Below are 23,331 nucleotides of genomic sequence, written 5' to 3'. Positions count from 1 at the left end.
CAGGCTAGTTATACTGCGGCCCGGTAAGCAGGAATCCGCCACCCTGGTAGGTGATGGTGATGTCGTCGGCCGGCGCGTAGTTGCCGCCGAAGGGGAACTTGTGTTCGAACTGGGTCGAGCTGTCCTTGGCGACGAAGCCGAGGTGGCGCGAATGACGGTCGTCCCACCATTTCGCCTTGTTGTCGGACACGCCGAACGCAATGGTGTGGCCCACGCGCGCGGCAAACAGCGAGCAGCGCAGCGCTTCGACCAGGTCGTCCAGGCTCAGGTAGGTAATCATCATGCGCGGGTTGGCCGGCTCCGGGAAGCAGGAACCGATGCGCAGGCATACGGTTTCGATGCCGAAGCGGTCGAAGTAGTAGCGCGACAGCGATTCGCCGAACACCTTGCTCACGCCGTACATGCCGTCAGGACGCGGCGGCATGTCGGCGTCGACCAGGTCGGTGGTCTTGTAGTAGCCCATCGTGTGGTTGGAGCTGGCGAACACCACGCGCTTGACGCCGCACTTGTGGATCGCTTCGTACAGGTTGGCCGTGCCGAGGATATTGGCCTGCATGATCGCGTCGAATGGCGCTTCGGTCGACATGCCGCCGAAGTGCAGTACTGCGTCCACGCCTTCCATCAGCGCCAGCACGGCGGCTTTGTCGGCCAGGTCGCACTGCACGACTTCTTCGCCTTCGCCGGCCGCGCCGACATCGACCAGGTCGGACAGGCGCACGATGTCGGCCCACGGTTTGATGCGCTCGCGCAGCTGGCGTCCGAGGCCGCCGGCGGCGCCGGTCAGCAAAATACGTTTGAAGGGTTTGCTCATAATCAGGTCACCGGTGCAGGATTGAAAAGGGTCAGGGCATTATGCAGCTTCCAGTGTTCGGCCCAGGTCTTGCTGCCGCTGGCCACGTCGAGCATCAGCTTGAACAACTCCCAGCCAACGTCTTCGATGCTCGCTTCGCCGCTGGCGATACGGCCCGCGTTCACGTCCATCAGGTCGTGCCAGCGGCGCGCCAGGTCGTTGCGCGTGGCCACTTTGATCACCGGGCATTCGGCCAGGCCGTACGGCGTGCCGCGCCCCGTGGTAAACACATGGATGTTCATTCCCGCCGCCAGCTGCAAGGTGCCGCAGATGAAGTCACTGGCGGGGGTGGCTGCGTAGATCAGCCCTTTCTGTTTGAGTTTTTCGCCGGGCGAGAGCACGCCGGTGATCGCGGACGATCCCGACTTGACGATCGATCCCATCGCCTTTTCGACGATGTTCGACAGCCCGCCCTTCTTGTTACCCGGCGTGGTGTTGGCGCTGCGGTCGACGCCGCCGCGCGTCAGGTAGGCATCGTACCATGCCATTTCGCGGATCATGGCCTCGGCCACGTCGGCGTTGGCGGCGCGCGAAGTCAGTTGATCGATCCCGTCGCGCACTTCCGTCACTTCCGAAAACATCACGCTGGCGCCGGCGCGCACCAGCAAATCGGTTGCGTAGCCCACCGCCGGATTGGCCGTCACGCCCGAAAACGCATCGCTGCCGCCGCACTGCACGCCCACCACCAGGTCGGACGCCGGGCAGGTTTCGCGCCGGCGCGCGTTAAGCGCCTTGAGCTGCACTTCGGCGGTGCGCATGATCGAATCGATCATCGACTGAAAGCCCACGTGGCCGTCGTCCTGCAGGCACACGTGCGCGGGGTCGGCGCCACTCAGGATCGGGATCGAGCCTTTCGGGAACAGGCGCGCCGGCTGCAGTTTTTCGCAGCCCAGGCTGACCACCATCGCCTGGCCGCCGAAGTTCGGGTTCTGGGTGATGTTGCGCAAGGTGCGGATCGGAATCTCGGCGCCCGGCGCATCGATCGCCACGCCGCAGCCGTAGGTGTGTTCGAGTCCGACCACGTCGTCCACATTCGGGTAGTGCGGCAGCAGTTCGCTCTTGATGCGCTTGACCGCATGTTCGACCACGCCGGAGACGCATTGCACGGTGGTGGTAATGGCCAGGATATTGCGCGTTCCCACCGAGCCGTCGGCGTTCTTGAAACCCTGGAAGGTGTAGCCTTCGAGGGGCTCCATGACGGGGGCGGCGCGGGTGGCGATCGGCAAGCCTTCGAGTTCGCGCGCGGCCGGCATGCGCAGCACCGCTTCCGAAATCCAGCTGCCTTTCGGCAGCGCGCGGGCGGCAAAGCCGATCGTCACGTTGTAGCGCGTCACCGGGTCGCCCTCGGCGAGATCGCTCAGGGAGACCTTGTGCCCCTGCGGCACCGCGTCGACCAGCACCAGCCCGTCGGGAAACACCGTCCCCGCCGGCAAGCCGCCATCGTTGACCACGATGGCCACGTTGTCGGCCGCGTGCATGCGGATATGGAGCGGTGTTTTTTCCGGTGTCGTCATTTTGGTAGCCTTGTCTGCCTGTACCCGCGTGAGCCCGGGAATTGCGGGCGCCATTGCGGTCGGTTTCGCTAAGTATGCCAGCAAACTCTAAAATCGGCTAGTCCAATTCAAGTTATTGGTCTGACCAATTTAACTTTTCATCACAAAACGGTCAGGGCGGTCCGGCCGCGTTCCACGCTTGGCCGCAGCGGCGCGCAAGCCGATATAATTGCTGCCTGATTTGCAACTATGCACAAGAAGGCAGACACAATGACTCAAGCATTTTCGGGCATGCCCAAGGCGCTCGGCCACATCCGCGTACTCGATCTGTCGCGCGTGCTGGCCGGTCCCTGGTGCTCCCAGAACCTGGCCGATCTCGGCGCCGATGTGATCAAGATCGAACGACCCGGCGTGGGCGACGACACGCGCGCCTGGGGTCCGCCGTACGCGCGCGACGCCGACGGCAACGACACCAGCGAGGCCGCCTACTTCCTGACCGCGAACCGGGGCAAGCGTTCCGTCACGGTCGATATTGCCACGCCCGAGGGCCAGGCACTGATTCGCGACCTGGCGCGCGAAGCCGACGTGGTGCTGGAAAACTACAAGGTCGGCCAGCTGAAACGCTACGGGCTCGATTACGACAGCCTCAAAGAGATCAAGCCGGACCTGGTGTACTGCTCGGTGACCGGCTTCGGACAGGACGGGCCGTATGCGCACCGGGCCGGCTACGACTTCCTGATCCAGGGCATGGGCGGGCTGATGTCGGTCACCGGCGAGCGTGACGACCTGCCCGGCGGCGGGCCGCAAAAAGCCGGCGTGGCGCTGACCGATCTGATGACCGGCATGTACGCCACCGTGGCGGTACTGGCCGCGCTGACGCACCGCGACCGCACGGGGCAAGGCCAGTACATCGACATGGCGCTGCTCGATACCCAGGTGGCGATGCTGGCCAATGTGGGCAGCAATTACCTTAACAGCGGCAAGGCGCCCAAGCGCTGGGGCAATGCGCATGCGAACATCGTGCCGTACCAGACGTTTGCGTGCGCGGACGGGCATCTCATCGTCGCGACCGGGAACGACGGGCAGTACCGCAAGTTCGTGGAAGCGGGCGGGCGCGACGATCTTGCGCTTGATGCGCGCTTTGCCACCAACCCGCTGCGCGTGCAGCACCGCGATGTGCTGGTGCCGCTGCTGGCGCAGATGGTGAAAACGCGCACGCGCGACGAGTGGATTGCGCAGTTGGAGGCGGTGGGGGTGCCGTGCGGGCCGATCAACGATGTCGGTGAAGTGTTCGAGAACGAGCAGGTGAAAGCGCGCGGCGTGGCCATCGAGATGGATCATCCGGCGGCCGGCAAGGTGAAGCTGGTGCGCAGCCCGATGAAGATGTCGCTCACGCCCGCGCAGGCCGACTTGCCGCCGCCGATGCTGGGGCAGCATACCGATGAAGTGCTGCGCGATCTGCTGGGGCGCAGCGAAGAAGAGATTGCGGCGCTGCGGGCGAAAGGCGCCATTTAGTATCGTTACCCGCAGCTTCGTCGTTCCCGCGTAGGCGGGAACCCAAGTTCGTTGATCCGCTTGTGGCATCAGCACTAACTTGGGTTCCCGCCTACGCGGGAACGACGGGTAAGGGGAATGCGAACGGGACGCTTACGCGGCCTTGAAGCCGGCCGCCTCGATCGGCGCCAGTCCGCGCAGGCGCAGCGCCATCGCCAGCGCCAACCCGAGCGCCAGCGCCAGCATCCCCACCACCCCATTCCACCCGGCCGCGCTCCACACCAGCCCCGACACCGATCCGATCACGCTCGACCCGATATAGTAAAAGAACAGGTACATCGCCGACGCCAGCGCCTGCGGCGCCCTCGCCCGCCGGCCGACCCAGCTGCTGGTCACCGAGTGGGTTCCGAAAAACCCGAACGTAAACATACTCATCCCCGCCAGAATCAACAGCAGATGGCTGGACAAGGTGAGCAGCAGACCGGCCAGCATGATCACCGTGACCATCCACAGCACATTGCGCCGGCCGATGCGGTCGGCCAGCCGGCCCGCCCACACGGAACTGAACATCCCGATCAGATACAGCACCGACATGGCCCCCACCGCGCTCTGGCTCAGGTTGAACGGCGCGGCCAGCATGCGGTAGCCGATGTAGTTATACAGGCTCACGAACACGCCCATCACCAGGAATCCCAGCGCGAACAGCCACGGCATGCCGTCGTCGCGCAGATGCGTGCGGGCGCCTTCCAGCAAGCCGCGCACTCCCGGCTTGCCGCCCCTGAAATTGTGCGACTCTGGCAAGCTGCGCGCGAACTCCCATGCCGCGACCAAGCCGGCGGCGCCCATCGCACCGAGCGCCAGGCGCCATGAATAATGGTCGCTCACAAACGAGGCGATCACCCGGCCCGCCATACCACCGAGCGCGGTGCCGCTGATATAGAGGCCCATCGACAGCCCGAGCGACGGCCCTTCGATTTCTTCGCTCAGGTAGGCCATGGCCACCGCCGGCATGCCGCCCAGCGAAAACCCGAGCAAGGCGCGCAGCACCAGCAGTTGTGCGTAGTTCTGGGCGACGGCGGTCAGCAGCGTGAAGACGGCGGCGCCGACCAGCGCGAAGGTCATGAGTTTTTTGCGTCCGATGCGGTCCGACAGCGCGCCGCTGATCACCAGCGACACCGCCAGCGCCAACGTGGCGATCGACAGCGACCAACTGCTTTGGGCCGGCGTGAGCGCGAACTGGTGCGCCAGCAGCGGCATGAGCGGCTGCACGCAATACAGGAGCGCGAAAGCGGAAAAGCCGCCGCACAGCATGGCGCGGTTGATGCGCTTGAAAGCGGGGGAAGCGGCGGTAACGGCGCTGGAAGGCATGATGGACAACCCGAAGTGAATAGACTGGAGTTATCTTAGGTTTGCGCTTTTATACTGTCCAATATATATTTGAGTCGTTTCTCATACACTGAATCGATTACAGACATGGAATTTCGCCAGCTTCGCTACTTCATCGCCGTGGCCGAGGAACTGCATTTCACGCGCGCCGCCGAGCGCCTGCACATTGGCCAGCCGCCACTGAGCCACGCGATCCAGATGCTCGAGGCGGACGTCGGCGCGCAGCTGTTCGAGCGCACCAAGCGCTGGGTGCGGCTGACCGAAGCGGGCAAGCTGTTCCTGGACGATGCGCGCCGCATCGTGGCCTTGTCGGAGCAGGCGGCCAGCACCGCGCGCCGGGCCGAACGCGGCGAGGCGGGCGAACTGCGCATCGGCTTCACCTTCTCGACGCCGCTCACGCCCCTGTTTGCGAACGTGATCAACCGCTACCGCCAGCAGTATCCGGCGGTGACCTTGACCCTGCACGAAATGGCCACCGTGCCGCAGATCGAGATGCTGGCGCGGCGCGAACTCGACCTGGGATTCGTGCGCCCGCCGGAAGATACGCTGCCGGACAATATCGGCTTGACGGCGCTGCGCGAAGATCCGCTGGTGGCGGTGCTGCCGACCGGGCTGGCCCTGGCGCGCAAGAAAGCGGTCGCGCTCAGCGAGATGGCCGAGCTGCCGTTCGTGATGTATCCGCACAGCGCGGGGACGGGGATTTATCCGCAGATTTTCAGGTTGTGCCGGGATGCGGGGTTCGTGCCGAGGGTGGCGCAGACGGCGGGGGAAGCGTCGACCATTATCGGGCTGGTGGCGGCGGGATGCGGGGTGTCGGTGCTGCCAGGGTCGTTCGAGCGGATCAGGATGGATGGGGTGTGTTATCGGCCCTTGCTCGATGCGGGAGCGACCACCACCTTGCTGCTGGCGCAGAGGAAGGGCGAGCATGCGCCGCTGGTGCAGGCGTTTTTGGCGTTGGCGAGCAGCGCTGCACTTTGATTCGCCCAACCCGTCGTTCCCGCCTTCGCGGGAACGACGATTTCAAGGCTGGTGGCACTAATTACGTAAGCGCCTAACCGTAATCGGCATCGAGCTCCGAACCCGCATAATTTTCGAACTCGGCAAACAAGGTCTTCATCGCCGTGCGCGTGCGGATTTTTTGAATCACGGTGCAGTTGGTGCGGTACGATTCAATCCGCTCGGCGATCACCGGCTGGTGCTGCGCCGGGACCTGCTTCATCAGCGCCGCCCAGCCCTCTTCATAATCGGGCTTGTTCTTGCGGACCGATTTCACCAATCGCTCAAAATCGGCCTGCCCGGTGCGCGCCACGATCCGCCCGCCGCCTTCGATCGCAAAAATGATCGCGACCGCAATCACCCCTTCGGCATTGAGGTCGGCGTCGTTGATCGGCCCCGCGTAGTGATGGCGGCGCAGCCAGCCGGCCGCGCGCACGATCGCCTGCACCGCCTTGCGCTGCTTGTACTGAACCTCGAACTTGTCGAACCCGGCCCAGTTCTGGTACGGATCGGCGCTGCAGATGTCGACGAACAAATCCTTCAGGCGCCGCTGCGCGTACACCGGGTCTTGGTCGTACTCGCCCACCAGCGAATCCTCCGGCAAGGCGGCCAGGTCGCGCACCATGCGAAAACCCGCCTGGAACGCATGCTCGGCGCCTTCCTCGATCAGGAAATCGAGCGTGGCATCGTCGTCTTCTTCGCCCAGTTCATGCTCGAGCCCCAGCGACACGCAGCCCACCGTCAGCAGCAGGGCCTTCTGGATGCCTTCGGCGGTGCGGTCGTTGGTGAACTTTTCGGCCACCATGGCGGTGATGCCGGCCAGTTCGTCGGCCAGGATCACCGACTCGTCGCCGATCTCGCGCGCGGACAGGCAGCGGATCGCCCGCACCAGCCGTGGCAGGCGCTCGATGACGATGGCCGGCAGCGTGTTTGGCGCCGCCTCCATCACGAGAAGATTCCCGTGCCGATGCTCTTGCGCACGCCGCGCTTGGGCACATTGCTGCGCGAGGACGGCACCTGCTTGCGCAAGCGGTACAGCAGTTCCTTGGTGCTGCGCATCAGGAACTGCTGTTCTTCGTCCGGATCGTCGGTGTATTCGGCGTCGGCAATGTCGCCGCTGTGGCGGAAGTCCGGGAACAGTTCGAACAGGGCGCGGTCCCAGCCATCTTCGCTGGCCTTGGCCAGTTCGATCGCCAATGGCGCCACGTCGCTGTCGGACGAGGTCTGGCTGGTGATGTACGGCCCCTTGGCCAGCACTTCGCCGGCCAGTTCCAGCATCTCTTTCGGCGCCATAGAGAACAGGATCGCGAACACGGTCGCGCCATGATCGGTGGCCGACGCCTCCATCAGCAGCTCGGCGCGGCGCTCCGGGTCATCGGCCGAAAACACAATGCCGTGCACGTGCGCGAACAAGGTTTCGGCGACCCGCTCAGGGTCGTCTTCGATCATGTCGTCCGACCAGGTGGCGGCGAAAAACGCCAGGCTGTCGGCCCAGGCCTTGGGCGGCACCAGCAAGGTCGCCAGCGAGGTCTTGCCGCCGTCGAAACCGGACAAGTGCAGGGCCGTGACCTGCGGCGCGAGAGTGGAGAGCACCTCGACCACGGCCAGGTCGCCATGCGTCTCGACCGCTTCGGAAAACGCCTGCTCGGCATGCGACAGCGAACCGGCCAGTACCAGTTCGCTGATCTGTTTCGACAGCGCGGGCAGATTGCTGTTTTCGCTCATGCTCAATCTCCTTCCTTATCGAACATCTGGGCGAAGTCGTCGGTGACGCCGTCGTCTTCGTCGTCGTAGCGGTCGTCGCCGTCATCGTCGCGCGAGAGCTGTTCGAGCGATTCGTCGTCCTCGTCCCACAGGCGCGGGTGCTTGAACAGGAACGCGGTGATGATGGCCTGGCGCGCCAGGTCCGGATGGTTGTCGGTCATGGCGGCGTACATGGCTTCGGCGTCGCCCTCGCAGGCGGCCATGGCGAAGACTTTTTCGGGGCTGCCGCCTTCGTAGTCGCCCGCTTCGGCCAGCAAGCCCTTGGGATTGCTGAAGGTGATGTGATCGACCAGCGCGAAGCTCATCATGTTGACGTCTTCGATGCCGCCGCCGCTGGTGTATTCGCTCACCAGGGCATTGACCATCATGTCGTAGTTCTTGCGGTTCGGCGGGTCGCCCAAAATGCCGTCGATCTGGCCGCCGAGTTCACGCGACTGGTAGGCAAATTCGGGATGTACTTTTGTCATTTTCTGATCCTGTTGGTAATGCGTATCTACTGTTGAAGCGAAGCGCGGACGCACTGCGCCTTGGGCAAGCGCGTGCCATGTCCGGAAGTTGGGGGCGGTGCTTACACCGGCAAGGTCACGCCGTTCAAACTGAACAGCGAACGCCACAAGGCGAACGCCTCTTCTTCCGCATCGATGATGATGCGGTGGTTGACGCTCTGGTTGTATTCCTCGCGCCTGGCCGGGTCGGACAGGATTTCGTAAGCCTTGGTGATGCTCTTGAAGCGCACTTCCGCACCGGGCGCGTCGTTGCGGTCCGGATGGAAACGCATCGCCAGCGAGCGGTAAACCTTCTTGATCTCGTCGTCGGTCGCATTCGGCGCCACGCCGAGGGTGGTGTATAAATTGTCCACGGGAAACTCCTGCTACCGAAACTGTAAAGCGAGATTATCCTATAGAACCGCGGCGGCGGGGCGGAATGGGATGCAGGGAGTGAAGGCCGCCCGACTGGAGTGACGTGTAGTGGCGTCGGCTTGGTCGTTTTGTCACAAACTACAAGCTTCGACCAATTCGTTTTGCCCCTCTACCCTCAAAACCGTCTTTCCCGCGAAGGCGGGAATCCAAGGCACCTGCGATGAGCGACGAAATTGGATTCCCGCCTTCGCGGGAAAGACGGTTTTATGTGTAGCGGCAACGGCGGAAGTGTAGCGACACCCCGCCCACTAACGCAATATATACGCATTGCGTTAGAATGACACAACCCTATCATTCGCAAAGCATTCCTCCATGAGCAACGAAAAAAACACTGCGGCGCCGGCTGCGAATGCCCCGTCGCCAAACTTCCTGCGCGCCATCGTCGAGAACGACCTGGCCGCCGGCGCGCACGTCCGTGAGGGCTTGCCGCCAGTTATCACCCGCTTCCCGCCCGAGCCGAACGGCTACCTGCACATCGGCCACGCCAAGTCGATCTGCGTCAACTTCGGCCTGGCGCGCGACTACCAGGGCCGCTGCCACCTGCGCTTCGACGATACCAATCCGGCCAAGGAAGAACAGGAATACGTCGATACCATCATCGACAGCGTCAAGTGGCTCGGTTTCAGCTGGGAACAACAGGGCGAGAGCCACCTGTACTACGCGAGCGACTATTTCGACCGCCTGTACGCCATGGCCGAATACCTGATCACGGCCGGCTTCGCCTACGTGGACAGCCAGAGCTTTGATGACATCAAGAAAAACCGCGGCAACTTCGGCACGCCCGGCACCAACTCGCCCTTCCGCGACCGCACACCCGAGGAATCGCTGGCGATGTTGCGCGACATGAAGGCCGGCAAGTACAAGGACGGCGAACACATCCTGCGCATCAAGATGGGCGCCGATTCGATGGCTTCGCCCAACATGACCAACCGCGACCCGGCCATTTACCGGATCCGCCATGCGCACCATCACCGTACCGGCGACGCCTGGTGCATCTATCCGATGTACGACTTCACGCACCCGATTTCGGACGCGCTGGAAAACATCACCCATTCGGTCTGCACGCTCGAATTCCAGGACCACCGCCCGTTCTACGACTGGCTGCTGGCGACCCTGGCCGAAGGCGGCTTCTTCCAGAAGCCGCTGCCGCACCAGTACGAATTCGCGCGCCTGAACCTGACCTACGTGATCACCAGCAAGCGCAAGCTGCGCGAACTGGTCGAAGACGGCATCGTGACCGGCTGGGACGACCCGCGCATGCCGACCATCGTCGGCCTGCGCCGGCGCGGCTACACGCCCGAATCGATCCAGCTGTTCTGCGAGCGCATCGGCGTGTCCAAGGCCGACGGCTGGATCGACATGAGCACCCTGGAAGGCTGCCTGCGCGAAGATCTCGACCCGAAAGCGCCGCGCGCCACCGCCGTGCTGCGTCCGCTGAAGTTGATTATTGATAACTTTCCGGAAGGCGAATCGGTCGAATGCAACTCGCCCGTGCACCCGCACTTTCCGGAGCGCGGGCTGCGCACTTTCCCTATAACAAGGGAGCTCTGGATCGAGCAGGATGACTTCATGGAAGTGCCGCAAAAAGGTTACTTTCGGTATTTCCCGCCGATCGGCGACGCCCCTGGCAGCCGGGTTCGCTTGCGTCACGGCTACGTGACCGAATGCACCGGTTTCGACAAGGATGCCGATGGGAATGTTACCGCCGTTCACGTGAAGTATTTCGAGGACAGCAAATCGGGTACCGAAGGTTCGAACACCTACAAGGTCAAAGGTAACATTCACTGGGTCAGCGCCGCCACCGCCCTGGAGGCCGAAGTGCGCCTGTACGACCGCCTGTTCACCGAGCCGCAGCCGGATGCCGGCGGGCGCGAATGGAAGCCGTTCCTCAATCCGAACGCGCTGGAAGTGGTGACGGCCTACCTGGAGCCGGGCATGAGCGCGGCCGAACCCGACCAGCGCTTCCAGTTCGAGCGCCACGGCTACTTCGTCGCGGACCGTGTGGATTCCACCCCGGGCAAGCCGGCATTTAACAGAGTTACTACTTTGAAAGATAGCTGGGCAAAATAAATGTTGCCGAAACGCGACGCTTTCGTCCCCACCGAACCCCGCCCCGGCACTGCCGCAGCGGGGTTTTTTCTATATTCAGACTTTTCCGATCTCCATACCTAGCAGGATCAATAGGTATTATGACAACAAACTTCCGGTTAATGTGGATCAAACAATGCATCGCCATTTGGGGCTACCGAAAGGAATGCAACGCACCATGCTTACTCTGAAGACAACTATAAAAACATTCTCGACGGCTCGTCCCGCCCTTTGGGTCGGCTTGCCCTTCTCCCTGGCGGTGGGTTTGGTGCTTTACCTTGCCACCGCCAATTCTATTCAAACCGATTCGCGCGCCCGTTTCGCCGGCCTGGCGCAAAATGCCCGCAACACCATCAACGCCCGCATCAAGTCGTATACCGACGTGTTGCGCGGCACGGTGAGCGTATTCCAGATCAGCGAGCCGCTCACGCGCCGCCAGTTCCACGGCTACGTCAACGGGCTGGGACTGGCGCGTAATTTCCCGGCCATCGAAAACATCAATTTCGCCCAGATGCTGCAGGAGGCCGACCGCGATGCATTCCTGCAGCGCGTGCGCAAGGAACGCGCGGCCGATGGCGCCGAAGAGGCGGAGGAGTTCACCATCAAGCCGCCCGGGCGCCGTCCTTCCTACACGGTGGTCACCTTCGTGGAGCCGGAAGTACGCTGGGCCGCCACGCTCGGCTACGACCTGTTCACCAATCCCCTGATCGTCGACACGCTCGGCGAGCTGCGCGACACCGGCAAGCTGTTCACCTCGGGCTTGCCGATTTCGTTTATCTCGGGACCGAACCGCACCGGGCTCGGCATGCGACTGCCGGTCTACCGGCCGCATGCGCCGACCGCGACCGTGGCGCAGCGGCGCGCCGCTTATCTGGGCACGGTCGGCATCGCCTTCAGCGTGCAGAAGCTGGTGCAGGGCGTGATCGACGAAGTGCCGATCAAGAATGTGCGCATGATGCTGGTCGATAACGCCCTCGGCCCGGACATGCTGCGCGGGCGCGTGTTGTTCGACAGCGGCGGAAACGACGAAACGCCCCTGCCCGCCGTGCTGGCGCCGGAACGCTTCCACGCGACCTTGCCGATCGACTTCAACGGCCGCCAGTGGGACGCCACCTTCAGCGTCGCCACCACCGAGCTGTACACTGGCTTCGAGGAATTCGCGCCGTGGCTGGCGATGATGGCCGGCTCGGTCAGCTCGATGCTGTTGTACGCCCTGTTCCATGCGCTGACCTCGTCACGGCGGCGCGCCATCAAGATGGCCAAGGGCATGACGCGCGAACTGCGCGACAGCCAGGCCAAGCTGCAACTGTCGCACCAGAACCTGCGCCGCCTGGCGGCCCACGCCGACCAGATCAAGGAAGGCGAGCGCAAGCGCATCGCGCGCGAAATCCACGACGACCTTGGCCAGAACCTGCTGGCGCTGCGCATCGAAGCGGACATGCTCAGTTCGCGCACACGCGAGCGCCATCCGCGCCTGCACGCACGCGCGCGCTCCACCTTGCAGCAGATCGACGCCACCATCAAGAGCGTGCGCCAGATCATCAACGACCTGCGTCCGAACGTGCTCGACCTGGGGCTGTCGGCGGCGGTCGAGTGGCAGATCGCCGAATTCAAGCGCCGCACCGGCATTGCCTGCGAACTGATCGACGAACCGAAGGAAGTGGCGCTCAGCGACCATGCGGCCACGGCTTTTTTCCGCATCCTGCAAGAATCGCTGAGCAACATCGTGCGCCATGCGCAGGCCAGCCGGGTCAGGGTCGAACTCAAGCTGGGCGGCAACCGCCTGTCGATGACTGTCAGCGACAACGGCATCGGTTTGCAGGCCGGCGAACGGGCCAAGGTCGGCTCGTTCGGCCTGGTCGGCATCGAGGAACGCATCAGCATCCTCGGCGGCTCGTTTTCCATCACCAGCGATAGCGGCGAAGGGACCACGGTCTGCGTGAGCGTCCCTTTGCACAATGAGCCCGCCCGTGGCCATGCCATCGGTGCGTCCAGCAAAAATGAAACGCATGCCGCGTTTGTCTGATGACGACGGGCATTGTCCTAAACAGATTCCTCCTCGATGGCTTGCGGAACAGTCAGTGCATCCGCGGTGCACTAGGAATATCCCCGAGTAATGCTTGAGCAAAGTCAACAAGTCGGAAGCGGGCCGGCGCAACATCCTCAAACAGTAACGGAAATCAATGTAATCGGGCAATTGATTGACCGAAAGAAAGAAAGAAAGGAGACAGGCAGCTTGCAGTACCGGTAACACCCGCAAGTCCAAACAGGGAATGTAGTCACATAAACCAATCACAACTCTACAAAAGAGGCTTAATCATGATGACCAACGACGCAATCAAAGCAATTTCGGAACTCGATCTGGACCCGATCAAATTCAAGCTCACGCATGCCGAATCCGGCGAAGGCTGGTCGCAGGAAAAAGCGGATGCGGTGGAAGTGGAATATCGCCGTTTCCTGTATCTGATGAAGGCATTCCCGGAAGACGAAACCGCGCCGATGATCGAAGTCGACATCTTCTGGCACTACCATATCCTGGACACGATGAAGTACGCGAAGGATTGCGAGCACGCGTTCGGCTATTTCCTGCATCACTATCCGTATGTGGGCATGAGCGGCGAAGCAGAAGATACGCAGCACCTGCAGGACTGCGGCAACCGCATGCGCGACCTGTATGAAAGCACCTTCGGTGAAGTGTATGGCGCCCGCGCCGCCGCCTGGTGCACGCGTGCCGTCGAAGAGGCGCCGGTGGAAGCAGGCGGCGCGCAATCGGCATGGTGCACCCGCACTGCGGAAGGTGAAACGGCGGTATCGGCCGGCGCCAATGCCGCATGGTGCACCCGGACCAATGCCGAAGCAGCCAAAGCCGCATGGTGCACCCGCACTACCACCGACAGCGCTACCTCGGCTTGGTGCACGCGCACCGTATCGGCCGACACCAAAGCCGCATGGTGCACCCGTACCACCACCGATAGCGCAAAATCCGCCTGGTGCACGCGCACTGCAACGCCGCAAGCGAAAGCCGCGTGGTGCACGCGTGCTGCCACCGACAGCGCAAAATCGGCCTGGTGCACCCGCACTGCAACGCCGGAAGCAAAATCGGCCTGGTGCACCCGCACTGCAACGCCGGAAGCAAAATCGGCCTGGTGCACGCGCACTGCAACGCCGGAGGCAAAATCGGCCTGGTGCACGCGCACTGCGACGCCGGAAGCAAAATCGGCCTGGTGCACACGCACTGCAACGCCGGAAGCAAAATCCGCCTGGTGCACACGCACTGCAACGCCGGAAGCAAAATCGGCCTGGTGCACGCGCACCAGCGCAGAGGCAGTGAAATCGGCATGGTGCACCAGGGCCATGCCAGCGGCTGTGCAATCGGCCTGGTGCACGAGGGTCTCGAGCGAGCCCATGGTTGTGACCGCCGCCACATCGGACCTGCTGCTATCGATCAGCAAGGGCGTGGCGCAGTCGGCTTGAACAAGTCAGGCCACGCTGGACGCCGGCAATGAGTAATGCCTGGCCGCACGCGCAGCCTGCGCAACGTGATGGTCAAGCATGGGTGGCGGCGCCACGGTAACGCGCAAGGGCACCAGAAAGGTAAAGCCGACGCGCTGCAAAGCGGACCGGCATTGCCATCCCAAGGGGCACGTGGTGCCCCTTTTCTTTTGGCTCGCCTCAGGCGTTGAGATTGATGCTCACCGCCGGCACACCCATCATGGCGCGCAATTCCCGGATACTGAAATCGCTGATCTCATGCATGCGCAACAGGATGGTCGCGCCGATCGGCAAGGTGCGGTGGCGGATTTTACTGATCACGGGTGGCGCAACTTCAAGCGCGCGCGACAGGGCCGCATCGTTCTTGAGCTGCAAGCGTTCGATGATGGCGTCGAGCACCTTGTTCGGATCGTAAGTCGGTTCTTCAGGAAATCTGCGATTGGTCATGAATTTAAGTCTCTCGAAATTCGCGCCCGTGGCATATTCGCCAGGGCACTGTCTTTACAGTCGATTAGTAAGCGGTGATCGCAAAAACAGCCTGAATATGCGGCTGTTTAGGCATGGGCTTGCATCATACACCTAAGTGTTGACATTCGCTCAACCAACAGAACTTAAACTCAATACACTTTGTGTTTAAGGCAATATTTGGTGAGATTGTGACCGGCGCGAGGCGCGCCGCGCGGGCGCAAACAGCCAGTACAGGGCAATCTGCGTGGCCAAACAGCTGTAGTTGGTGGGAATCAGATAGAATTCGATGAGCAAGCGCTCACTATCGGGGCGGACAAGGCGCCAGCCGAGCTGGCGGCGGATCTCGTCGGGCGGCGGCGGCGGGCGCCGCGCGCCCTCGCGCCGGGCCATGTAGGCGCGTACTTGTTCTTTGGACGGCTGGATAATCCGATGTGGCACGGCGGTAGGCACGGCGGTAGGCACGGCGGTAGGCACGGCGGTAGGCATGGCGTTAAGCACAAGTGAGCAATTGAGAGACGACATCGCACACAATACGACCAAGCCGCGCCCAGAACTTGATGGCCGTCAAACGAGCGCGGGAATTCACCCATTGACAGCCGGGTTTCTGCCTATTTCTTCTGGCTTGCCAGGTACAAAGCCTTGGCATCCTGGTGCGCGCGGTCCACGGTGCGCATGTCTTCCTTCTCGTCATGCTCGACGAAAAATTCGGCGTCCTGCGCTTTCACGACCAGCTTGATCGCGGCAGCGTCGCTCAGGTTGTACTTTTCGGTGATCAGGGTGGTTACTTCATCAAGATATTCTTCGTAGGTCATCGCGCTTCCTTAGTGAGGACCGTCATTTTACCAGCGCCATCGCCGCCACCGCCGGCGCCACTTGCGGATAACGCAGGCGCACGCCCAGTTCCTGCTTGATGCGCTGGTTGCTCATGCGCCGCGATTCGGACATAAACGACAGCAACATGGGAGATACCGAAGCAACTAGTTGCGATCTCGCAACGCGAGGCGGACGCGCCATGCCAAAGGCGTCGGCCACGGTATCGAAATAGTCCGCCATTTTCATATGGGTATCGTCGACGGCATGATAGATGCGTCCGGGCAATGTCCTGTACAAGGCCAATGCGACAATCCGCGCCAGGTCGTCGGCGTGGATATGGTTGGTGAACACGTCCTCCGACGCCAGCAGTGCGGGCGTGCCCTGCTCCAGGCGGCGCAGGGGCAAGCGCTCGCGCGCATAGATGCCGGGCACGCGCAGGATCGCCAGGCGCGCGCCGCTGCGGCTGGCCCAGGCGCGCAGCACCCGTTCGGCATCGACCCGGCGCTGGGCGCGCGCATTGCGCGGGGCCACGGTGCGGGTTTCATCGATCAGCGCGCCGCCGCAGTCGCCGTACACCCCGGTGGTACTGATATACACCATGCGCGCGCCAGGCGCCAGCACCGCGCACAAGTTGCGCGTGCGCGAATCGGTGGCGCCTTCGCTTGGCGGCGGTGCCATGTGCACCACCCAGTCGGCCAGGCCAGCCAGGCGTTTCAGGCTGGCCGGATGGTCCAGGTCGGCAATGATGGGAATCGCGCCGGCCGCGCGCAACTCGGCGCAGCGTTCGGCATTGCTGGTGACGGCGAAGACGCGAAAGCGCGCGCGCACCAGCGGCAACAGGCGCATGCCGACGTCGCCGCAGCCGAGAATCAGGAGACGCGGCCGTTTGAAGGGTGAAGAGGTCATCATGTGAATGGAAGGTTAGCGATGGCGTAGCCGGACAATATACAAGATAAAGACAGCGCCGGTGGCGGGGCCGGGCTGGCGGGCTGTTGCACGCGGCGCCGGCGGGAGTGCATGTAAAATACCCGCAACCGTCGGTCGTCGCGGCAGAAGTGGTAACACCGGCACGATCGACCCCGACCATGTAGTTCTTATTGATGATGACGATATGACGTTTCAGATTACTGTCCAGCCGAGCGGCCACCAGTTTGCCTGTGAAGCGGACGAAACCGTGCTGGCGGCGGCGATCCGCGCCGGCATCGGCCTGCCCTACGGCTGCAAAAATGGCGCCTGCGGTTCCTGCAAGGGCAAGATTGTCTCCGGCACGGTGACGCACAAGGCGCACCAGCAGCGCGCCCTGAGCGACGAAGAAAAAGCCCAGGGCTATTCGCTGTTCTGCTGCGCCACCACGGCGGCCGATCTGGTGATCGAAGCGCGCGAAGTGGGCGGCAGCACCGATTATCCGGTGCGCAAGATGCCATCGCGCGTGGCCAGCATCGAAAAACCGGCGCCGGACGTGGCCATCGTCACCCTGCAACTGCCGGCCAATGAAGCGCTGGCCTACCGTCCGGGGCAATATATCGAGTTCATGCTACGCGACGGCAAGCGGCGCAGCTACAGCATGGCAAGCGCGCCCAGCCAGGGCGGTCCACTGACCTTGCACATTCGCTACATGGCGGGAGGCCTGTTCACGGAGCAAGTGTTCAACACCATGAAAGAGCGCGACATTTTGCGCTTCGAAGGGCCGTTCGGCACCTTTTACCTGCGCGAAGACAGCGACAAGCCGATCGTGCTGCTGGCCTCCGGCACTGGTTTCGCGCCGGTCAAGGCGCTGGTCGAGCACCTGATCCACCTGGGTTCCACCCGTCCGGTCAGCCTGTACTGGGGCGGACGCCGGCCAAGCGACCTGTACATGAATGCGCTGTGCGAAGAATGGGCGGCCACCCTGCCCCAGTTCAAGTACGTGCCGGTGGTATCGCACGCCTTCCCGGAAGACCACTGGAGCGGGCGCACCGGCTACGTCCACGCCGCCGTGATGCACGACTTCCCCGACCTGTCCGGCCACCAGGTGTACGCCTGCGGCGCGCCGGTGGTGGTCGAAGCGGCGCGCCGCGAGTACGTCGAGCAATGCGGCTTGCCGGCCGAGGAATTCTACGCCGACGCCTTCACCAGCGAAGCCGACCTGGCCTAACTGGGCCGCGCCACAATCCGGGGTCAGAGCTTTAACTAGAAACGTTTCCTAACCGGGGTCAGAGCTTTAATTAGCAATTTATTGCTAATTAAAGCTCTGACCCCGGTTGGTGACCCCGGTTGGTGGATTACTTTCGCTTGACCGAGCTGGCGTCGAACTGGTCGCTGTTTTTGCCGGTCACGCCGCTGTAGAACTGCTGGATCTCGGCCATGTCGAGGGTGATGTCGCCCGTGGTCTGGAACATGCGCCCGATGCCACCCGTCTTGCGCTTGAAGTCCAGGTAGGCCAGCGCGATCGGTACGTTGGCGCCGTGCGCAATGTGATAAAACCCCGTCTTCCAATGCGTGACCTTGCCGCGCGTGCCTTCCGGCGCGACAATCACCGCCAGCCGCTCGCGCTTGACGAACGCGTCAATCGTGTTCTGGACCGTGTTGTTCGATGCCGTGCGGTCGATCGCAATCCCGCCCAGCCAACGCGACAGCCAGCCGATCGGCCATTTGAACAGACTCGACTTGGCCATCCAGTACACCCGCAGCCGCAAGGCGAAACACACCATCAGCGTCATCGGGAAATCCCAGTTGCTGGTGTGTGGCGCGGCGATGAGGACGTACCGGGAATAGCCGGCAATCTGCTCCGGCGTCAATCCTTCGGTTCGCCATCCCAGCAGGCGCAAGGTCAGCAGCGAAAAGCCTCTCATCAGGGTGTTGACGACAGGGGTGTCAAATATGGTGTTCTGCATAAAACGATAACGACAAGGAAGGGGCACAGCCAGCAGGGTCAGGAAACATCGGGCACAATGCCATGTTGATGATTCTGGAAAGAATCATTTTACCCTACCCGCGTAGCCAGTCCCGAAAGTTCCTATGTCCGTGATGTCACCGTCCAACGGTTTCAGTGTTTTGCGCAATCGAAATTTCTCGTTTTATCTTGCGGCGCGCGTGTTGGGCACCCTGGCGGTACAGATGCAAAGCGTGGCCATCGGCTGGCAGGTGTATCAAATGACCGGCAGCCTGTTCGACCTGGGCTTGATCGGCCTGGCCCAATTCGCCCCGTTCCTGGTGTTGATCTTGCTGGCCGGCCACACGGCCGACCGCTACAACCGGCGCCTGATCATCATCATCTGCCTCCTCACGCAGTTGCTGTGCGGTTTGCTGTTGCTGGCCTTCACCGTAAGCGGGATCGGGGTGGTGTGGCCGGTGTTTGCGGTCCTGGTGCTGTTCGGCAGCGCACGCGCCTTCATGATGCCGGCCACCCAGGCGGTGCTGCGCAACATGGTGCCGAACGATAGCTTCAGCCAGGCCGTCGCCCTCAGTTCCTCGGCCTTTCACGTCGCCGTCATTGTCGGACCCGTGCTGGGCGGCTTGCTGTACATCGCCGGGCCGTCCACCGTGTACCTGGCCGCCGCCGCGCTGCTGGTGCTGTCGGTGATCCTGATGGCGCTCACCACCAGCGCGCCGCAGGCGGTCAACAAGGATCCGGCGACCTGGCACACGGTGCTGGAAGGCTTGCGCTTCGTGTGGTCGCGCCCGATCATGCTGGGGGCCATTTCGCTCGACCTGTTCGCGGTGCTGTTCGGCGGCGCCACGGCGCTGTTGCCGGCGTATGCGCACGATGTGCTGCAGGTGGACTCGGCGGGCCTGGGCCTGCTGCGCACCGCGCCCGGCGTCGGCGCCGCGCTGTGCTCGGTGTTGCTGGCGTTTTATCCGATCCGCCGCCGCGTCGGCGCGTGGATGTTCGGCGGCGTGGCGGTGTTCGGCCTGGCCACCCTGGTGCTGGGCGGGAGCGCGAGTTTTCCGGTCGCGCTGGCGGCCCTGTTCCTGCTCGGCGCGGGCGATATGGTCAGCGTCTACGTGCGCCATCTGCTGGTGCAGTTCGAAACGCCGGACGAGATCCGCGGCCGCGTGAGCGCGGTCAATGCGGTGTTCATCGGCGCATCCAACGAGCTCGGCGAATTCGAGTCGGGCCTGACCGCCGGCTGGTTCGGCCTGACCCGCGCCATCTTGTTCGGCGGCGCCGCCACCCTGGCGGTCACCGCGATCTGGATCTTCAAGTTCCCGGTGCTCTCGCGCATGGACCGCTTTCCCCATCACGACAAAGAGGAAGCAGAAGAGGCCACCGCGCGCGACGCCAAGGCCCTGCCGTGACGCTGGCCACCCATCTGCACGCGTTCGGGGCGCGTGCCCCGGCGCCGGGCGATGCGCCGTTCCTGGCGCGCCTGTACGCCTCTACGCGCCAGGACTTGCTCGGCAGCGGCGGCACCGATCCGACCCTGGCCGCTTCGCTGATATCGATGCAGCAGCGCCTGCAAGGGGCCGATTACCGCGAGCGCTTTCCCGATGCCCTGTATCTGATCTTGCACGAGGGCCAGGAAGCGGTGGCGCGCATCGTGGTCGACCATGGGCCGCTGGCCGTGCGCCTGGTCGATATCGCCCTGCTGCCGCATGCGCGCGGCCGCGGCATCGGCAGCGCCGTGCTGCGCGCACTCCAGCAATGGGCGGCCGGACATCGCCTGCCGCTAACTTTGTCTGTGCATCGCAGCAATCCTCAAGCGCGCCGTTTATACCTGAACATGGGCTTCGGCATCGAGCGCGCCGACACCCTTGCGGACGCCCTGCGCTGGCCGCCGGCATGACCCGATTTCATTTGCACTGAGCAATATCAACGAAAGGTGTAATATAGGTCGTGTGCTTAACGAAGTGCCAACCCTGGCGTGGCGCAGCAATGCGCGCAAGCCGCACATGCAGGTAGAAAAGGGTTGTGCCAGTACCTTTATGAACAGCCGGGAGTGAGCTTATGCAAATCAACATCAATACAGATAAAACGATCGAACGTCATCAAGGCCTCGACGATCATGTGCAATCCGTGGTCTCCGCCGCCGTTTCCCGTTTTAGCGAACACATTACCCGTGTTGAAGTCCACCTCAGCGACGATAACAGCCAGAAATCCTCCGACGGCGGCAACCGCTGCCTGCTCGAAGCGCGCGTGACCGGCTACCAGCCAATCGCCGTGAGCGACCATTCGGTACACCTGCACCAGGCCATCACCGGCGCCGCCGACAAACTCAAGCGCGCCATCGAAAGCGCCCTGGGCCGTCTGCACGACAAGCAGCTGCACGCCACGCCGAAACTGGTGCCCGAGCCGGACGAAGTGAACGAGTAATTTTTCTGTCAAGCGTCGACAGGGGAGCTCGAAAAACCGTAGCGAGCGGCGCAAGCTTCGTTCGAGAAGCGCAACCGTACGAAGGTTCGGTGAGCATCGCAGGGCGAAAATTGCGCGGCGCAGTAGGTTTTTCGAGGTCCCCGCCAGCGCCTGCTTCACGGCAGGCTGGCCTGCATCGGCGCGAGGCAGCACCAGCATGGCACATCCGCTGCCCCGCTCAGAACATCGACGCCGACTGTGCCAGCGCGCGCAGGTAGCGCAAACCAGCCAGCGAACGGCTGCCGTACCACGACATCATTTCCCCATCGATCAAATGGACCGGCTTGCCGATCTGCTTTTCCAGCGCGTCCGCGTGGACGTCCGTAAAACGATACGGCTCGGTCGACAGCAGCACGCCGTCAATACGCGCCACCAAGTCGTCGGACCAGCTAAAACACGGGTAACGGGTGGCATCGCGCGCCGGGTCGCCCAGTTGCGGCACGCTCCAGCCGATCTCGGCCATCATGCGGGCGATGTAGGTATCGGCCGAAATGCTCATCCATGGATCCTGCCAGATGCAGTACAGCACGGTCGCCGGGCGTCCCTTGGGCAAGGCTTGCAGCGCCGCGTACTCCGCTTCGAAGTCCGCGCACCATGCTTCGGCCTTCTCGCTGGCGCAAAAAATCCCGCCCATCAGGCGCGCCAGTGCAAGGTTGTCGCGCGGCGCCACCGGATGGGTAACAACGATATGCGGCACGAATGCGGCCAGCGCGTCGACGGTCGGCTTTTCGTTTTCGTCGATGTTGACCACCAGATGGGTGGGCGCGAGCTTGCGGATTTTTTCCAGGTTCACATCCTTGGTGCCGCCGATCTTGGCAATCGAGGCCACCTGCGCGGCCGGATGGATGCAAAAACCGGTGCGCCCGACCACTTGCCCGGCCAGGCCGAGGTCGCACAGCAATTCGGTAATCGAGGGCACCAGCGACACGATCCGTGCCGCCGGGTCGGGCTGAAATGGGGTGCCAAGGGCGTCGGTGAAATGCATGGAATGAACGGTTCAATTCGAATGACGCTATTGGAACACTGATATGATGCAAACGCCAATGGTTATAGCGGCGCACATTTGACCGGAGAGACTATGTTGGAACAGATCGGTACCTTCGCAGCATCGAGCTACACCATCCGCGACTTGCATTTGTTCCGCGACATCGACGACGAGCAGATCGCGCAAGCGCTGGCCGGGTGCGCCGTCGTACGGCTCGACACCGGCGCCAAGGTCGAAGACAGCAACCGCGCGCGCCTGTACATCGTGCTGCGCGGCGCCTTGGCGGTCGAAGCCGACACCCGCAACGGCATGGCCGACGGCACCGTCAGCAAGATTTTGCCGGGCGAGAGCGTGGGCGAGCAATCGGTGCTGGACGAAGCGGCCAACCTGGCCTCGATCAGCGCGCTGGAAGAATCGGAACTGCTCGTCATCGAGGGCGAGCTGGTGTGGAAGCTGATCGACCAGTCGAACGGCCTGGCGCGCAACCTGTTGCGGTTGCTGTCATTCCGCATCCGGGCCGCCAACGCGCTGTTGCGCCGGCGTCAGAAGCTGGGCGAATTCTACCGCCAGCTGTCGATGAACGATGGCTTGACCGGGCTCTACAACCGCGCCTGGATGAACGACATGCTGCCCAAGCTGATCGCCACCGCGCACCGCGCCGGCACGCCGCTGGCGCTGGTGATGCTCGACCTCGATCACTTTAAATTGTTCAACGATACCCACGGCCACCTGGCCGGCGACGACGCCCTGCGCGCGGCGGCCGATGTGATTTCGACGGCGCTGCGCCCATCCGATTTTGCACTGCGCTACGGCGGCGAGGAATTGATGGTGATCCTGCCCGAAACGGCCGAACCACTGGCCGTGATGGTGGCCGACCGGCTGTGCGCACGCATGCGCGAAGCGGCGATTTTCCGCGATATGCGGGTTCCGCTGCCGCACATCACGGCCTCGTTCGGGGTAGCCATGCTGGAAGCGGGCATGGATGACAGCGCGCTGATCGCAGCGGCCGACGCCGCCTTGTACCGCGCCAAGGATGGTGGACGCAACCGGGTCGCACGCTGAAAGCACGCCCCAGGGCGGCGCCAATCTGTGTACCATATGGGTCCGCCCCTGCCACTGACGTCTGCGTCCCTGCCGTCATTCCCGCGAAGGCGGGAATCCAAGTTTGTTGATCCGTCTGTGACGGTACGAAATTGGATTCCCGCCTGCGCGGGAATGACGGATCGTAAGTTATCGGTGTCAGGGTCCGC

23 protein-coding genes are annotated in these 23,331 nt (G+C 63.0%); 10 read left to right on the top strand and 13 right to left on the bottom strand.

From position 1 onward, the window contains the following. Positions 1-4 precede the first annotated feature (4 nt). Both F2P46_RS29450 and garD read right to left on the bottom strand, forming a co-directional pair. Positions 5-811 (bottom strand): NAD(P)-dependent oxidoreductase, encoded by an 807-nt coding sequence (locus tag F2P46_RS29450; RefSeq protein ID WP_166896967.1) that lies wholly within the window; start codon positions 809-811, stop codon positions 5-7. A 2-nt stretch (positions 812-813) separates the two neighbouring features. Then, entirely contained in the window at positions 814-2,364 is a 1,551-nt protein-coding gene (gene garD / locus F2P46_RS29445; RefSeq protein WP_166896965.1) for a galactarate dehydratase, read from the bottom strand. Positions 2,365-2,613: 249 nt separating this feature from the next. Between garD and F2P46_RS29440 the strand changes: the two genes are divergently transcribed. Beyond that, complete coding sequence (locus F2P46_RS29440) at positions 2,614-3,858, top strand: CaiB/BaiF CoA-transferase family protein (protein WP_229509508.1); 1,245 nt, start codon at positions 2,614-2,616, stop codon at positions 3,856-3,858. 132 nt (positions 3,859-3,990) lie between these two features. Here the strand turns inward: F2P46_RS29440 and F2P46_RS29435 are convergent, their stop codons facing one another. Continuing rightward, the gene (locus F2P46_RS29435) at positions 3,991-5,205 is read right to left on the bottom strand and encodes an MFS transporter (protein ID WP_166896963.1); all 1,215 of its coding nucleotides are present in this window, start codon (positions 5,203-5,205) and stop codon (positions 3,991-3,993) included. A 105-nt stretch (positions 5,206-5,310) separates the two neighbouring features. Here F2P46_RS29435 and F2P46_RS29430 point away from each other — a divergent pair, with 105 nt between their 5' ends. Beyond that, positions 5,311-6,201 carry a LysR family transcriptional regulator gene (locus F2P46_RS29430; RefSeq protein WP_166896961.1) on the top strand — a complete coding sequence of 297 codons (891 nt, stop codon included), beginning with the start codon at positions 5,311-5,313 and terminating at the stop codon, positions 6,199-6,201. A gap of 73 nt (positions 6,202-6,274) precedes the next feature. Here the strand turns inward: F2P46_RS29430 and F2P46_RS29425 are convergent, their stop codons facing one another. The 4 genes from F2P46_RS29425 to F2P46_RS29410 all read right to left on the bottom strand — a co-directional run bounded on the left by F2P46_RS29425 (position 6,275) and on the right by F2P46_RS29410 (position 8,842). Continuing rightward, positions 6,275-7,165: a hypothetical protein gene (locus tag F2P46_RS29425; RefSeq protein ID WP_166896959.1), complete on the bottom strand. Its 891-nt coding sequence runs from the start codon at positions 7,163-7,165 to the stop codon at positions 6,275-6,277. Next, complete coding sequence (locus F2P46_RS29420) at positions 7,165-7,944, bottom strand: hypothetical protein (protein ID WP_166896957.1); 780 nt, start codon at positions 7,942-7,944, stop codon at positions 7,165-7,167. The genes F2P46_RS29425 and F2P46_RS29420 overlap by 1 nt, the downstream gene beginning before the upstream one ends. 2 nt (positions 7,945-7,946) lie before the next feature. Further along, a complete protein-coding gene (locus F2P46_RS29415; RefSeq protein WP_166896955.1) occupies positions 7,947-8,450 on the bottom strand; it encodes a hypothetical protein in 504 nt (167 codons plus the stop codon). Positions 8,451-8,551: 101 nt separating this feature from the next. After that, positions 8,552-8,842 (bottom strand): J domain-containing protein, encoded by a 291-nt coding sequence (locus tag F2P46_RS29410; protein WP_166896953.1) that lies wholly within the window; start codon positions 8,840-8,842, stop codon positions 8,552-8,554. A 373-nt stretch (positions 8,843-9,215) separates the two neighbouring features. Here F2P46_RS29410 and F2P46_RS29405 point away from each other — a divergent pair, with 373 nt between their 5' ends. The 3 genes from F2P46_RS29405 to F2P46_RS29395 all read left to right on the top strand — a co-directional run bounded on the left by F2P46_RS29405 (position 9,216) and on the right by F2P46_RS29395 (position 14,465). Continuing rightward, positions 9,216-10,973, top strand: a complete 1,758-nt coding sequence (locus tag F2P46_RS29405; RefSeq protein ID WP_166896951.1) for a glutamine--tRNA ligase/YqeY domain fusion protein — start codon at positions 9,216-9,218, stop codon at positions 10,971-10,973. A 286-nt stretch (positions 10,974-11,259) separates the two neighbouring features. Then, on the top strand, positions 11,260-13,017 hold the full coding sequence (locus tag F2P46_RS29400; protein WP_368737972.1) for a CHASE domain-containing protein: 1,758 nt from the start codon (positions 11,260-11,262) through the stop codon (positions 13,015-13,017). A gap of 293 nt (positions 13,018-13,310) precedes the next feature. After that, positions 13,311-14,465: a glycine-rich domain-containing protein-like gene (locus F2P46_RS29395; protein ID WP_166896947.1), complete on the top strand. Its 1,155-nt coding sequence runs from the start codon at positions 13,311-13,313 to the stop codon at positions 14,463-14,465. Positions 14,466-14,663: 198 nt separating this feature from the next. Here F2P46_RS29395 and F2P46_RS29390 read toward each other — a convergent pair whose 3' ends face one another. The 4 genes from F2P46_RS29390 to F2P46_RS29375 all read right to left on the bottom strand — a co-directional run bounded on the left by F2P46_RS29390 (position 14,664) and on the right by F2P46_RS29375 (position 16,673). Then, positions 14,664-14,930, bottom strand: coding sequence for a hypothetical protein (locus F2P46_RS29390; RefSeq protein WP_166896945.1), 267 nt, complete (start codon positions 14,928-14,930; stop codon positions 14,664-14,666). 186 nt (positions 14,931-15,116) lie between these two features. Beyond that, positions 15,117-15,341: a hypothetical protein gene (locus F2P46_RS29385; protein ID WP_166896943.1), complete on the bottom strand. Its 225-nt coding sequence runs from the start codon at positions 15,339-15,341 to the stop codon at positions 15,117-15,119. Between the two features lie 218 nt (positions 15,342-15,559). Next, positions 15,560-15,763 (bottom strand): hypothetical protein, encoded by a 204-nt coding sequence (locus tag F2P46_RS29380; protein WP_166896941.1) that lies wholly within the window; start codon positions 15,761-15,763, stop codon positions 15,560-15,562. 22 nt (positions 15,764-15,785) lie between these two features. Beyond that, a complete protein-coding gene (locus tag F2P46_RS29375) occupies positions 15,786-16,673 on the bottom strand; it encodes an SDR family oxidoreductase (RefSeq protein WP_166896939.1) in 888 nt (295 codons plus the stop codon). Positions 16,674-16,875: 202 nt separating this feature from the next. On the opposite strand from F2P46_RS29375, the gene F2P46_RS29370 reads away from it, so the two are divergent. Continuing rightward, on the top strand, positions 16,876-17,898 hold the full coding sequence (locus tag F2P46_RS29370) for a CDP-6-deoxy-delta-3,4-glucoseen reductase (RefSeq protein WP_166896937.1): 1,023 nt from the start codon (positions 16,876-16,878) through the stop codon (positions 17,896-17,898). Positions 17,899-18,025: 127 nt separating this feature from the next. Here F2P46_RS29370 and F2P46_RS29365 read toward each other — a convergent pair whose 3' ends face one another. Continuing rightward, a complete protein-coding gene (locus F2P46_RS29365; protein ID WP_166896935.1) occupies positions 18,026-18,637 on the bottom strand; it encodes a lysophospholipid acyltransferase family protein in 612 nt (203 codons plus the stop codon). Positions 18,638-18,761: 124 nt separating this feature from the next. Here F2P46_RS29365 and F2P46_RS29360 point away from each other — a divergent pair, with 124 nt between their 5' ends. The 3 genes from F2P46_RS29360 (at position 18,762) to F2P46_RS29350 (ending at position 21,057) form a co-directional block, all read left to right on the top strand. Next, positions 18,762-20,042: an MFS transporter gene (locus F2P46_RS29360; RefSeq protein WP_166896933.1), complete on the top strand. Its 1,281-nt coding sequence runs from the start codon at positions 18,762-18,764 to the stop codon at positions 20,040-20,042. Continuing rightward, complete coding sequence (locus F2P46_RS29355) at positions 20,039-20,530, top strand: GNAT family N-acetyltransferase (RefSeq protein WP_166896931.1); 492 nt, start codon at positions 20,039-20,041, stop codon at positions 20,528-20,530. Before F2P46_RS29360 ends, F2P46_RS29355 begins: the two co-directional genes overlap by 4 nt. Before the next feature lie 161 nt (positions 20,531-20,691). Beyond that, on the top strand, positions 20,692-21,057 hold the full coding sequence (locus F2P46_RS29350) for an HPF/RaiA family ribosome-associated protein (protein WP_166896929.1): 366 nt from the start codon (positions 20,692-20,694) through the stop codon (positions 21,055-21,057). A 217-nt stretch (positions 21,058-21,274) separates the two neighbouring features. Here F2P46_RS29350 and F2P46_RS29345 read toward each other — a convergent pair whose 3' ends face one another. Beyond that, positions 21,275-22,081, bottom strand: coding sequence for a helical backbone metal receptor (locus F2P46_RS29345; RefSeq protein WP_166896927.1), 807 nt, complete (start codon positions 22,079-22,081; stop codon positions 21,275-21,277). Between the two features lie 96 nt (positions 22,082-22,177). Here F2P46_RS29345 and F2P46_RS29340 point away from each other — a divergent pair, with 96 nt between their 5' ends. After that, complete coding sequence (locus F2P46_RS29340) at positions 22,178-23,143, top strand: GGDEF domain-containing protein (protein ID WP_166897022.1); 966 nt, start codon at positions 22,178-22,180, stop codon at positions 23,141-23,143. The last annotated feature ends 188 nt before the right edge of the window (positions 23,144-23,331 follow it).

The sequence above is a fragment of the Massilia sp. CCM 8734 genome, from assembly GCF_011682155.1.
In the GTDB taxonomy this organism is placed as follows: Bacteria; Pseudomonadota; Gammaproteobacteria; order Burkholderiales; family Burkholderiaceae_D; genus Telluria_A; species Telluria_A rubra.
The sequence above is the reverse complement of the archived record's forward strand: the minus strand, read 5'-3'. Positions and strand labels throughout refer to the sequence as shown.